General features: G+C 42.2%; 9 protein-coding genes and 1 tRNA gene. 3 read left to right on the plus strand and 7 right to left on the minus strand.

Going from position 1 to position 12,993, the window contains the following annotated elements:
- Nucleotides 1-78: 78 nt before the first annotated feature.
- The 3 genes from ABWU87_RS01675 to ABWU87_RS01685 form a co-directional block, all read right to left on the minus strand.
- On the minus strand, nt 79-699 hold the full coding sequence (locus tag ABWU87_RS01675) for a hypothetical protein (RefSeq protein ID WP_353332678.1): 621 nt from the start codon (nt 697-699) through the stop codon (nt 79-81).
- A gap of 217 nt (nt 700-916) precedes the next feature.
- Nucleotides 917-2,344: a T9SS type A sorting domain-containing protein gene (locus ABWU87_RS01680; RefSeq protein WP_353332680.1), complete on the minus strand. Its 1,428-nt coding sequence runs from the start codon at nt 2,342-2,344 to the stop codon at nt 917-919.
- A gap of 754 nt (nt 2,345-3,098) precedes the next feature.
- Nucleotides 3,099-3,175: transfer RNA gene (locus ABWU87_RS01685), tRNA-Ala, on the minus strand.
- Between the two features lie 68 nt (nt 3,176-3,243).
- On the opposite strand from ABWU87_RS01685, the gene ABWU87_RS01690 reads away from it, so the two are divergent.
- Genes ABWU87_RS01690 through pulA form a run of 3 tightly spaced genes read left to right on the plus strand, consistent with a single transcriptional unit; the run spans nt 3,244 to nt 6,134 of the window.
- Nucleotides 3,244-3,549, plus strand: a complete 306-nt coding sequence (locus ABWU87_RS01690) for a DUF4286 family protein (RefSeq protein ID WP_353332682.1) — start codon at nt 3,244-3,246, stop codon at nt 3,547-3,549.
- Complete coding sequence (gene ruvC, locus ABWU87_RS01695) at nt 3,546-4,127, plus strand: crossover junction endodeoxyribonuclease RuvC (protein WP_353332684.1); 582 nt, start codon at nt 3,546-3,548, stop codon at nt 4,125-4,127. Before ABWU87_RS01690 ends, ruvC begins: the two co-directional genes overlap by 4 nt.
- A 12-nt stretch (nt 4,128-4,139) precedes the next feature.
- The gene (gene pulA, locus ABWU87_RS01700) at nt 4,140-6,134 is read left to right on the plus strand and encodes a type I pullulanase (RefSeq protein WP_353332686.1); all 1,995 of its coding nucleotides are present in this window, start codon (nt 4,140-4,142) and stop codon (nt 6,132-6,134) included.
- A 229-nt stretch (nt 6,135-6,363) separates the two neighbouring features.
- Here the strand turns inward: pulA and ABWU87_RS01705 are convergent, their stop codons facing one another.
- The 4 genes from ABWU87_RS01705 to ABWU87_RS01720 are packed head-to-tail and all read right to left on the minus strand — an operon-like array spanning nt 6,364 to nt 12,989.
- The gene (locus ABWU87_RS01705; protein WP_353332688.1) at nt 6,364-8,586 is read right to left on the minus strand and encodes a glycoside hydrolase family 3 C-terminal domain-containing protein; all 2,223 of its coding nucleotides are present in this window, start codon (nt 8,584-8,586) and stop codon (nt 6,364-6,366) included.
- Nucleotides 8,587-8,622: 36 nt separating this feature from the next.
- Entirely contained in the window at nt 8,623-9,960 is a 1,338-nt protein-coding gene (locus tag ABWU87_RS01710; protein ID WP_353332690.1) for a DUF5125 domain-containing protein, read from the minus strand.
- Nucleotides 9,961-9,987: 27 nt separating this feature from the next.
- Entirely contained in the window at nt 9,988-11,478 is a 1,491-nt protein-coding gene (locus ABWU87_RS01715; RefSeq protein WP_353332692.1) for a glycoside hydrolase family 30 protein, read from the minus strand.
- A 2-nt stretch (nt 11,479-11,480) separates the two neighbouring features.
- Complete coding sequence (locus tag ABWU87_RS01720) at nt 11,481-12,989, minus strand: RagB/SusD family nutrient uptake outer membrane protein (protein ID WP_353332694.1); 1,509 nt, start codon at nt 12,987-12,989, stop codon at nt 11,481-11,483.
- Nucleotides 12,990-12,993: the final 4 nt, after the last annotated feature.

Genomic DNA, 12,993 nt, shown 5'->3' on the forward strand with positions numbered 1-12,993 from the left:
ACTTTACAATACTCAGTTCCTTTGTTTTTTATTAATCTGTAAAAGAATGAAGTTTCAAATTGAATAATGGCTCGTATCCTAATGCTGTTCGGCTGGAACAATCTTCTTTTTATTATATTTCCCAGATTTCTTTTCTGCAGCTTTCATGAAATTACTGATTGAACGCAGCTTATCATTCACGTAATTGTAAATGAAATAAATAGAATCGTACCTGTTTTTTATACTGTTTGAAGCCAGCCGGGTGTTATTATAGAAACTCTTATCAAGCATATCTTTCAGAGTGGTGTTATTCTCATTATCAGACTCCTCAATGTCATTAATTTCAATCTTATATTTATTCCCGATGCATTCAATTCTCAATGTAAAGTGATAGATATACGTATGTGGGGTAGATGAAAACACCTTTCCTGTTCTGTAGTACCTACCAAATTTTCCTCTGTAAATTATTGTATTCCCTTTCTTATCGCCTAAAGGAACTGAAGGTGGAGGAGTCTCTTTGAAATAGTAGGTGATAGCCTCAACAGCTTTTTCGTAAAGAGACATATGACTGGTTTTGCTTACTGAATCGGTTATACAGAAATCAATGTTTCCTGCCTTATCAACAGGAATCTTATCAATCAGATAGAATAGGTCTTCTTTTGTTTGTCCCAGACATGTAATTGCCGAAAATAAAGACAATAGAAATAATACTCTTTTCATATTTGGTGTTATATCAGTAGTAGATTAACGTTATAAACAATTGGTGCTTTGGCTATATAATTATACTCTGAAAATCCTTGATAATGAGATTACAATTTTAGTAACAACTATTTCAAGAAAATAGTTCTCCCGACAATCTGATTTATGATACTTAATGAAAAAGCCTGTGTTACCATCAGGTTGATATCACAGGCTTTCAATATATGGCTTTAAACGATTATTTTACAATGAATTTATCATGGAAAATAAGAGTGTTTTCTTTAACAAGTTCGTACAGATAGGTGCCCGGTATCAGATTTTCTCTGTTGATTGTAGTCTGGTATGCTGTAATATTAATTGTTCTTACCAGAACCCCCGCGGCATTATAAATATTCATTTTCATGTTCGCTAAGTCAAGCTGTTGATTGATTTCTAGTATGCTTGATGAGATAAGCGGCATAGGGAAGAATTTTGCCGATGCTCCTGCAATTTTATTCTCCGGAATATTGGTTGATTCGGATTTGAAAGCCAACTTATCTATTTTCAGTATCGAACCTACCGAATTCAAAGAGAGGTTTTGCCAGTTGTTTGTCTGAAAATTGATAAAAGCCTCATCGGGAACGTCCGAACAATTAAAAGGCATTTCTATGTAGGTATATGTATCAGTAGCGTTCAGTTCTATCCAGCTTCCCCCAACGTTTGCACCATTCTTTTGGAAGTTGATACCAACATTTGCTTTGTCACCGGGAGTATGTGGCGCGTACTTGTAGTAGAATGTAAAGATATCATTTTGTTTGTTGTAAGCGAATCCATTTTCATTTTTCTGTGTTTGTTCATTCCACGTGCCAAGTTGCGCCCAACCGTTCCAAATTTCTGTTTCACCTTTATCATTCTCTCCTTTAATAGTTATAAGTTCAAGCGCATATTGACCTTCATATTTATCGGTAGATCTTGAGGTGGTTTCTTGACTGCACCTCCATGCTGCGGGCAAATAAGGAGTTTGTTGAGTTGTCCATTCTTCAAAATCTCCGTTCATGAGTGCCGGTTGGCTGGTTACTCCTGTGAACGAGATATTGTCGAGCGTAAGAATGCTTCCCGGCATTCCGTTTGATTTGATTAAGTCGCTTGAAGTTGTAATGAATATAAGCGAATCAGGGTCCGTACCTAAAGATGGAATTGCAAATTCGAAAGGCGTATATTCATTATGCAGACCACCCAGTTTATAAAAGTTGAAAGCAAGAACAGTGCCCGATTTCTTGAAAACGAGACCAATCAAGGCTGAATCTGCGGTTGCCACATTGTATTTATAATATCCTTTTATGCCGGTTGGCTGTTGGTTGTACGGTGTTCCACCTTTCCATAAGCTAGGATCAGGTCCATTTATATTGCTCCCATTGCATAATATTCCTCCGATTGTGTCTTCTACAGTAGCTAAAGAAGTCAGTTTCACTGCAAAACTTCCGCTATAGCTATCAGTTGTTTTCACTACGTTAAATGTACTTGCTCTTTCAAAAGCACGGGTATTCGAAGTCTCAACATAGTTTGCAGGTACTTGATACGAGCTGGAGTTCCAGTTTTCGAAACCTGAATTCGGAATGCTGCTTTGTGCGTTTGCTTTCAAACAGGCAATGCATAACAATAGTAAAAGAGATAAAGTCTTTTTCATATGCGTAATTTGGTTTATCAGCCCTACTCATCTGGATTTTCGGATACTCCCCGTTTTTGGAGTGGGTTCTGGACTCCACTATATTTTCAATTGAAATTCAGTTAGTATTTGATGACTTTTAAGTTCGAGGAATGATATTTTTGTATTTATAACAATGTTTGAGAATATATTGTTTTTTTTAGCAATAGAATTTTATGCAGAAACAGTATTTTTTTTCTGGAGAGTTATTTTGCACCAAGGCAGAAACAGGATTATGAAGAGGGGAGTGGTATCCGTTTACACCATTTAATTCATCTAATGCCGAGATGATTTTCGCATGAACAACAGTATTATCCGGATATTCCTGTAGATGCTTAAAAGATAGACGTTTCCTGATTCTGTCTGCTTCGCTTTCCTTATATTACAGTTCCCGATAAAGAGTGCAGAATAAGGTGAAAGAATCTGCAAGCATAACCTGATTATTATTTTTTCATGCCACAGTTTCATTTGTACACCCGGGTGTACACCTACCGTACATCCGGGTGTACAGCCCCTCTACATCCGGGTGTACGGATACCTTAGACCCGGGTGTACACGCCTATTTATCGGCAAATAAATCTACTGCCGGCTGTAATAATGAATATTGAACGGTTGAATAATAATAGGCCAGGGGCATCTGGTTAATGAGATAATGATGCAAAAAAAATAGGGTACACTGTTAAATGTACCCTAAATTAAGCCTTTGTCCTATTATCTTGCTGATAATCAAGAATTTTGGTGGAGCATATCGGACTCGAACCGATCACCTCGACACTGCCAGTGTCGCACTCTAGCCAGATGAGCTAATACCCCTTAAATGCTTGGCAAATATATGTATTTATTTCTAATATTAAACTATCTTTGCAATAAAATATTTAATTATGCTGGTATATAATACAACTTACAATATTGACGAAGAGGTGCTCAAAAACTTTCTGATTTGGCTACACGAGGTGTATGTTCCTGAAGTTGAGAAGAATGGATTGTTAACTAACCACCGATTGATGCGGGTGTTGAGCCATCGTGATGAAACAACTGAATGCTTCACTATGCAGTGGGAGGTGGAGAGCAGCGCACTGTTGCACCGCTGGCACACGGAGATAGGAGGTCGATTGAACGAAGAGCTAATAAAGATGTTCGGAAATAAGGTGATTGGATTCCCCACATTGTTGGAGGTAATGGAATGATAAAGCCGGTTAAGGAGAAGATTATTCTTGGCATCGACCCAGGTACCACAATTATGGGCTACGGAGTGCTGAAAGTGGTGGGCACCAAGCCCGAGCTTGTTGCCATGGGAGTGATCGACCTTAGAAAGTATGAAAATCATTATCTGAAGCTTCGTCGCATTTTTGAACGGGTAATAGGCATTATTGATGCTTATCTTCCCGACGAACTAGCCATCGAGGCCCCTTTCTTCGGGAAAAATGTGCAGTCGATGCTGAAACTTGGCAGAGCTCAGGGGGTGGCGATGGCTGCGGCATTGAGCAGGGATATTCCTATTACTGAATATGCACCGTTGAAGATAAAGATGGCTATCACCGGAAACGGTTCGGCAAGCAAGGAGCAGGTGGCGGATATGTTGCAACGGATGCTGAAGATACCGAAAGAGAACATGCTTCCGCAGCTGGATGCTACCGACGGACTGGCGGCAGCCTATTGTCATTTCCTGCAATCGGGACGTCCGCAGCTGGATAAAGCCTATCATGGCTGGAAGGATTTTATCAGCAAGAATCCAGGAAGAGTAAAAAATGTAAGTGAAAAATAAAAAGCAACCATTATGAAATTAAAGTCAGTTGTCCTTTCCGGACTAGTTCTTTTTGCAGTGAGTTGTACCTCGGAGAAAAAGGTATATAAATCGTTCGATGAATATCCAGTTCCTTCGGCACCAATCAATGAGATGGAGTATACTCCCTCAAAAACCTCCTTTACCCTTTGGGCTCCAACGGCCGACCAAGTGGAACTTATGCTCTTCGATTCGGGCGATGAAGGGTCGGCTTATCAGTCGGTTACGCTCGAACCAAAGGATGATGGGCTTTGGAGCGCCTCTGTAGATCAGGACCTGAAAGGAAAATTCTATGCTTTTAACGTGAAAATAAAGGATAAATGGTTGGGCGAAACTCCGGGACTGATGGCCAAGGCTGTAGGACTAAACGGAAAGCGGGCAGCTATTATCGATATGAGGGAGACCAATCCGAAAGGATGGGAATTGGACAAGCGGCCTCCTTTAATGAAAGACGCAGACATCGTGCTGTACGAGATGCACTTCCGCGATTTCTCGATGGATACCACTTCGGGAATCAAGAATCGCGGAAAGTTTTTGGCACTAACCGAGAAGGGAACCAAGAACACAGCCGGCGATGCTACCGGAATTGATCACCTGAAAGAGCTGGGAATTACCCACGTGCATCTGTTACCCTCGTTCGATTTTGCATCGATTGACGAAACACAGCTGAATAAGAATAAATATAACTGGGGTTACGACCCTCAGAATTACAACGTGCCCGAAGGATCTTATTCTACCAATCCTAAAGAACCGGCAACACGCATCATCGAATTCAAGAAGATGGTGCAGAGCCTGCACAAGGAGGGCATCCGCGTGGTGATGGATGTGGTATATAATCATACCTCGAATGCGCACGATAGCAATTTCGAGCTGACGGCTCCAGGCTATTTCTATCGCCATAGACCCGATGGTAAGCTGGCCAATGGCTCGGGCTGCGGCAACGAAACCGCTTCCGAACGAGGAATGATGCGTAAGTTCATGATTGAGTCGGTGGTTTACTGGGCTACCGAGTATCACATTGACGGCTTCCGTTTCGACCTGATGGGCATTCACGATATTGAGACGATGAATGAGATACGCGCAGCTCTCGATAAAGTAGACCCTACTATCTACATTTACGGAGAAGGGTGGGCGGCCGAAGCTCCACGACTGGCAAAAGATAAGCTGGCTATGAAGGAGAACATCCTGAAGATGCCGCGCATTGCCGCTTTCAGCGATGAACTGCGTGATGGACTTCGCGGTCCTTTCAACGACAATGCAAAAGGAGGATTCATGACCGGCGTACCGGGCAAGGAGATGAGCGTGAAGTTCGGACTGGTAGGGGCTATCCAGCATCCTCAAATTCTGAATGATTCGGTGAACTACAGCAAGCATCCCTGGGCTTTGCAGCCTACGCAGATGATAAGCTATGTGAGTTGCCACGATGATATGTGTCTGGTAGACCGCATTAAGTCGTCCGTCCCCAATGCCACCCCGGCAGCTATTGCAAACATTGATAAGTTGGCTGTCACAGCGGTTCTTACATCGCAGGGAGTACCCTTTATATTTGCCGGCGAAGAGGTGATGCGCGATAAAAAAATGGTGCACAACAGTTTTGAAAGTCCGGACGAGGTGAATGCCATCAACTGGAACAACAAAACCCTCTATAAGGATGTGTTCAACTATTACAAGGGAATGATCGCCCTTCGTAAGGCGCATCCTGCTTTCCGTATGGGCGATGCCGAAATGGTGCGCAAGCACATGGAATTCCTTCCCGTGGCAGGAAGCAATCTGATTGTTTTCCGTCTGAAAGATAATGCCAATGGAGACAGCTGGAGAGATATCTATGTGGCATTGAACGGTGACTGGACCGCTAGGAAGTTTACGGTTGAGGCGGGTAAATACACTGTAGTTTGCAAAAACGGAGTGGTAAACCGCTACGGACTTGGAACCATGTACGGCGGAGAGGTCTATGTTCCGGGCCAGTCGGCACTGATTTTCTATAAATAATCTCTGGTTCTCCCGGGAATATATGCAGAAGGTAAGCGAGTGAAAAGTAAAATTAAGTCTCTTAGTTACGCATAGTGAAAATCTATCTGCTTATAATCTTCTGATAGCTGGGAAATGAAAGCAGAGTATAAAAATATTCCTGCGGCAAACATCTCTATATCTGGAGTGTTTACCGCAGGATTTTAGTTTATTCTATTCAGTAATATCAAGCTATTAACCGAATGGAGTATTATTGCAGCTCGAATGTTACCTTTCCACGAATGTCGGTGGACGAAGCTCCGATTAGCGCTTCAAACTTTCCAGGTTCGGCAACCCATTCGTGTTTGCTGTCATCAAAGAATTGCAGGGCCTCTTTGTCAATGGTGAAGGAAACCACCTGTTCTTCTCCTGCATTAAGCAGAACTTTTTTAAACCCTTTCAGCTCTTTTATTGGGCGTGGAAGAGAAGATTTCAAATCGCTGATATAAAGCTGAACTACTTCGTATCCCGAGCGTTTCCCTGTATTTTTCACTTTTACGCTGACAGTGAGCTGATCGTTTGCAGCTAACTTCGGTTTATCAATGTTCACCTTACCATAAGCAAAAGAGGTATAACTTAATCCATGTCCAAAAGAGAAAAGCGGTTTAATTTTCTGTTTATCGCTCCAGCGGTACCCCACAAAGATTCCTTCGTTGTATGTCTGCTCTTTGCCGTTTCCGGGATATTCGCCCAAAGCAATGGCGCTATTATCTTTCAGGCTTACCGGAATGGTGAACGGAAGTTTTCCCGATGGATTCACATCGCCCATCAATACTGAAGCCAAAGCATTCCCGGCTTCCGTGCCGCTATACCATCCTTCCACAATGGCAGGAACATCTTTAGCCCACGGCATTGCTACGGCATTTCCTGTAATGAGCACAACCACGAGGTTAGGATTGGCTTTTGCCAATGCCTGAATCAGTTCGTCCTGAGCATAAGGTAGTCCGTACTCTTTACGATCGGATCCTTCGCAGTCCTGATATTCGTTTTTATTCAGACCTCCAAAGAAAAGAACCACATCTGCCTTTTTTGCTGCTGAGACAGCCTCATTCCGTAATCCTTCAACATCTATTATCTTCTGTTCCGGCTTTTTGGCATTTCTCACATCTTGTTCTGCCACTGCAGGCGATTCATATCCGGGAGCATAGATAATTTCGGCTTGTGAGCCTACTCTTTCTTTTAATCCGGCTAAAGGAGATTGTTCGTACTTCACCTTCAGAGAGGAACTTCCTCCACCAATGGTCATTTTCTTCACCGCGTTTTCGCCAATTACTGCAATCTTTTTCACTTTTGAAAGTTCAATTGGCAGCACGTTTTTGTTGTTCTGCAAAAGAACAATGCCTTCCTGAGCAATTTTTCGTCCGGCAAGGGCATGTTCTTCTGTTCCGAAAGAACCATATGGGCGGTTTTTATTCATCGTTGTACGGAATATCAAACGAAGAATGTTTCGAACCTTTTTGTTTACCTCTTCCTCTTTCACCTCTCCCGAACGGAGTTGTTTCAGGAATGGGATGGCAAGATAGTAGTTGTCGTAAGCATTGCTTGCGCTCCAGTTTAATCCGTTTGTCCAGGTGCCGAACTCCATATCCAGACCGTTGTATATAGCCTGCTTTGTGTCGTGAACACCGCCCCAGTCGGATACAACCACTCCATCAAATCCCCATTCCTTTCGAAGAATATCGTTCAGTAGATACTGGTTGTGGCAGCAATGCTGACCTTTGTACTTGTTGTATGACCCCATGATAGCCCATGATCCACCTTTTTGAACAGCAGCTTTAAAAGCTGGTAAATAGATTTCATACAAAGCACGGTCGCTTACATTTACGTTGATATGGTCGCGGTCAACCTCCTGATTGTTTAATGCAAAATGTTTCACGCAGGCAGCCACACCATTACTTTGAACTCCCTGAACATAGGGCACCACCATGGTTGAAGCCAAATACGGATCTTCGCCCATATATTCAAAGTTACGGCCATTGAGCGGAGTGCGGTAAATGTTTACTCCCGGACCCAGAAGCATATTCTTGTTTCTGTATCGAGCTTCTTCGCCAATGGATTTGCCGTAAAGTGCCGACATTTCAGGATTCCAGGTGGCAGCAAGACAAGTAAGAGCCGGAAAAGCGATACACGAGTCGTTTGTCCATCCGGCCGTATTCCATTCGTCCCAATAAACCTCGGCACGAATTCCGTGAGGACCGTCACTTGCCCACACTTCTGGTATGCCTAAACGGGGAACACCTGGTGAACTGAATTTTGACTGAGCATGACACATTGCTACTTTTTCTTCAAGAGTCATGCGTGAAAGCGCATCCTCAATACGTTCCTCAATTGGTTTTTTGTCGTCTAAGTAAACAGCCCCTTTCGACTGTGAGAAGGAGGGGGCTGTTAAAAGAGACAGACTTAAAACCATAAGCTGTTTGAATCTAATCATCATCTATTGTTCTAGTTTTTTCTGTTAAGAATATCAGTTTTACTTTTCAGTAACCGTTAACACAGCTGCTTTCTTTCCACCTGTAACATCGAGTGTAAAGAGGTATGTTTTTCCTGCTGTGAGTTTCTTTCCGGTAGCAAGAGCAAGGTTACCTCCACCAGCTATCACAACAATATCTGTACTGTTTGATGTGATGGTTCCTTCGCCAAACTCACCTCCCCATCCTTTCTGATGGAAGAATTTAAAGTTAATGCCGTCCGGGTTTACATTGCCCGCTGTACCTTTACCAGCAACAACTGTTATCTGGTATTTTCCAGGAGCAATGGCAGCCATACAGAGAGCCTTATCTGTGTTCCAGCCTACTTCATTGGCTAGTGATGGTTTTCCTATATCTGTTCCAATAACCCATACTGCGCCACTTAAATCATCGGCTAGGGTGGCAAGGTTATTACCGGTCATCCGTTCTACGATGAAATAGTTGTATTTAAAGTTTGCTGTAATTCTGTATTTTCCGCTCAATGGAAGGAATTTAAGTTTACCTGAAGCATCTTTAGAGAAGAAGTCAGAATCAATCCACCACTGGTCAAAATTACTAAATCCAGAAACTTCCAGCAACTGTCCGGTAGTCAGATCTTTTTCAACTTTGTAGTTATTATCATCTACCATCGTCATTTCGGTTCCTCCAAAGAGTAATTTGATGAATGGTGAACCTACATAAGTCATTGTGTTGAAGGTGATATCATAAGTTCCCGCAGTAGCATTAGAGAATGTGATAGGGCTGACAGTACCTTGAGTGATGGCCCCGTTTCCCCATCCAAAGGTAATCACATTTCCTTGTGCGCTTGCCTTGGGAGTTTTGATATATGCTTTAACTTTTTGTGGAAAATCGCCTGTTACCTTGTACTGATACAACCCTGTACGTGCCATAGAGTACTCTTTACCATCAGCAGTTACCAAAGTAAGCTGATCGTAATCGGGGCGGACTAGCTGAACGCTGACTTCCTGTTCTGTAACCGCAAAATGGGTATTTTGAAGAACCAGCTTTAATGTGGCCGACCCGTTTGGAATATTAGCCAGATAGGGGATAAATATTTTTCCGGAATAGTCACCGTTTGTCTTTGTGCGGATTACAGTTTCCGATACTTTGTTTTCCCCAAAGAACAACTGGGCTTTCAGCGTTGAAAGCGGGAACTTGGCATCAGTTGCATTAACAGCGAATGATAAGCTGTCTCCAAACATGGCGGAGGATATCTGCGATTTAAGAGTCAGAACCGGTTCTCCTTCTACCGGTGGTTCCGAATAATCTTCATTATTGTTGCAGGCACTAAAAGCAATTATAGCAACTAGTAACCATAGAAATGATTTATATTTTTTCATGTTCTTTTTAATTTAATGATTAACCTGTTATTTTTTCCATTTGTAAGAAGCTACTGCTTTAGCCGGCAATGAATAGGCAAAAGAGTTTTCTCCGTCGGACAAAGTTATGCTAACCGGATTGTTTGTATCGTTTTGCATTATCACTGCATACGATCCATCGGGATTCAGGAATGCTGAATAGTAGAGCCCATTTGCCTTATATCCGGTTGTTCCTATCCGTTTAGCTCCCGGTTTTATCACCTTGGCCAGATGACTGATGGTGTAGTAATGAGAGTTCTTTGTCATGGTTTTATAATCTGAATTAATATCAATTGCACCGTAACAAGTAGTGCAACCGCCCGGACGGTTTGGACCATGATTTTTATCCAGCATAAAATTCCATACAATTACCGCTTTTGTCCAGTTGTTTATCGTACCGATACACACCTCGGCCATGTTCCACATTAAATCGCCGGCAAAGCTGTAGCCCCATTCACCAATAGACATCTCAGTGAAATAGAGATTCTTTTCAGGATTTGCATTGTGTACGTCAAGAAGTTCGGACTTATCGCCTCCATAGGCATGGAATCCTGCTCCGTCAATGTATTGAGCCGCATCAGCATCTTTGTAAATGTTGATTGGATAATCCATCTGATCGGCCACATTATCATAATTGAAGTTGTGGTCGAAGACAATGATCTTTGTATTGATTCCGGTATTACGGAAAGCCGGTCCCAAAGCTGTTTTGATGAAATCGCGCTGCTCCTGCCAGGTCATGTACAACGAAACGGAATTCCCTCGGTTCAACGGTTCATTCTGAACAGTGATGGAAGAAATGTTGATACCCTCTGCTTTCATTGCCTGAATGTACTTCACGAAATACATGGCATAATCCTGATAATAGTCAGGGTTTAGCTGTCCGCTGGTCCACGAATCGAAAGGTTTCTTCTCTGTCAGATTATTCACTTTCATCCATTTGGGGCAAGTCCATGGAGAAGCCATGATCTTAACGTTAGGATTAATGGCCAGAATCTCTTTCAAGATTGGAATTACATAATTTTTATCTTCCGACTGCAATGCAAAATTCTCAATACCGGGAGTGTCACAATAGGTGTACTCGCTCAAAGAAAAATCTGAAGCGCCAATGGATATACGGATATAACTATATCCCATTCCATCTTTTGGATCAAACGTTTCCTTCAGCAGTTTTGCTCTGTCGTCTGCTCTCATTTTTAATAAATTAAAGCAGGAAGAACCGGTCATTGCTGCACCAAACCCATCCATTTCCTGAAATACTTCCGAAGGATTTAACTGAATGGTATAAGGCGACATATTGTCTTTCTTGCTGAATGACAATGGAATCTTCTTAAACAGATGCGATTGATCGGCTGTGGTAACGTATAGATCTACATCAGAGGTCTCAGATCCGGGTGGTTCCGGAGCAGGTGCTGAACCATTTCCACATCCCAGTAATGAAAATCCCGCAATGAAAATCCCTGTTAATGCAGATAATAATTTGTTTCTATAATCAACTCTCATTATTAATATCCTTTGTTTTGCGTTAAGTTTGGATTACTATCTATTTGAGTTTGCGGAACAGGCATAACCAAAGAGTTCTCTGTGAAAGTTGCCATCTTCTTGCGACCTGAGTCTCTTGAATTTAAGCTGTTCATCACTTCGTATACTTTTCCTGTGCGAACGAGGTCAAACCAGCGTTGTCCTTCGAAAGAGAGTTCCAAGCGACGCTCTTTAAGCACGGCATCAACCATTTTATCCTTAGAACCTTTTGTTGAAGCATCCAGCTTAGCCAGTTTAACGCGTGTACGTATTTGGTCAACCAGATCGGCCGCAGCAGTCAAATTTCCCTGATTTACATAAGCTTCAGCTTCTAAAAGAAGAATGTCTGCAAGGCGTAACTTGATTATACTGTTATAACGTGAACGGGTTTTGTACATAAACGGATAATGATCTGATGGATAGTGAATGCTCCATGATGGCTGTCCCCATACAATTGCTTCATTCATGCGAATATCGTCTCCTTCATTCTCATAAGCCTGAATCAGGTCTCTTGAAGGAGTAATCCATTTAGCCCAGTCGTAACTACTGTTCGGGTCGCATTGATCGAGTCCAAACATCCAGGTAACCCAGCTTCCACTTCCCACAGGGAAAACTATCTCGAAGATTGACTCGGAAGTATTGCGATAGTTGACATCTGTTTTTGCATCGTTAACAGAAAATAAGTCAGAGTAATTAGGTACTAAAGAGAAACCGTCATTCTTAACGGATTCACAATATTGAATTACTTTAGCATAATCTCTAACAGGAGCTTCCGCATAAACTTTTGCCAAAAGAGTTTTAGCGACTGATTGTGTCAGCTTAAACTTGTTGGATGAATCTACTTTCGGAGCATACTGAACACCGTATTCCAGATCGCTGATTATTTGTTTATAAACATCCTGCACACTGCTGCGTGAAGGGAAAAGTAGCGGATACATATCTTTTACATTCTCAGAAGTGATGTTTGGTGTTTCTTTAGTAACAACAGGTACTTCACCCCACAACCGGGTCATGTCGAACAACATCCATGCTCTCCAGATAGAGGCTTCAGCCTTCCATTGATTACGCTCGGCAGTTGTCAGTGCAGGATCGGGAACAGAATCTACGTTACAGATTACACGGTTTGCAGCTACAATGTATCCCAGATAAGATGTCCAGTCGCGCTCAATATTCTTGTTTGTACCATCCTGTTTGTTTGATTCCAGTTGGGCAAGTTCCGCATCGGTAGCCCCACTATAAGCATTGTCAGAATGAGTCTCGCAATAAGCCATCATATCCAGATACCATGATTCCTGAGAGTTCCGGATGCTAACATAAATATTATCATATTGCTGTTGCATGTCAGCTTTTGTTTTATACTTGCTGCCAGTAGCTGTGGTGTCGCTAGTACTAAGTTTGCTGTAAAAATCCGATATAGGATCGTAATTAAGGGAGCAACTTCCCATTAAAAGGACTGTACTCAATAGTAAACAAAGTTTTATTCTATTTTTCATTGTA

Source organism: Bacteroides sedimenti (assembly GCF_040365225.1).
Lineage (GTDB): Bacteria > Bacteroidota > Bacteroidia > Bacteroidales > Bacteroidaceae > Bacteroides > Bacteroides sedimenti.

Coding starts and splice junctions, on each gene's coding strand:
- ABWU87_RS01675 (WP_353332678.1), bottom strand. CDS start 699: ATGAAAAGAGTATTATTTCTATTGTCTTTATTTTCGGCAATTACATGT.
- ABWU87_RS01680 (WP_353332680.1), bottom strand. CDS start 2,344: ATGAAAAAGACTTTATCTCTTTTACTATTGTTATGCATTGCCTGTTTG.
- ABWU87_RS01690 (WP_353332682.1), top strand. CDS start 3,244: ATGCTGGTATATAATACAACTTACAATATTGACGAAGAGGTGCTCAAA.
- ruvC (WP_353332684.1), top strand. CDS start 3,546: ATGATAAAGCCGGTTAAGGAGAAGATTATTCTTGGCATCGACCCAGGT.
- pulA (WP_353332686.1), top strand. CDS start 4,140: ATGAAATTAAAGTCAGTTGTCCTTTCCGGACTAGTTCTTTTTGCAGTG.
- ABWU87_RS01705 (WP_353332688.1), bottom strand. CDS start 8,586: ATGATGATTAGATTCAAACAGCTTATGGTTTTAAGTCTGTCTCTTTTA.
- ABWU87_RS01710 (WP_353332690.1), bottom strand. CDS start 9,960: ATGAAAAAATATAAATCATTTCTATGGTTACTAGTTGCTATAATTGCT.
- ABWU87_RS01715 (WP_353332692.1), bottom strand. CDS start 11,478: ATGAGAGTTGATTATAGAAACAAATTATTATCTGCATTAACAGGGATT.
- ABWU87_RS01720 (WP_353332694.1), bottom strand. CDS start 12,989: ATGAAAAATAGAATAAAACTTTGTTTACTATTGAGTACAGTCCTTTTA.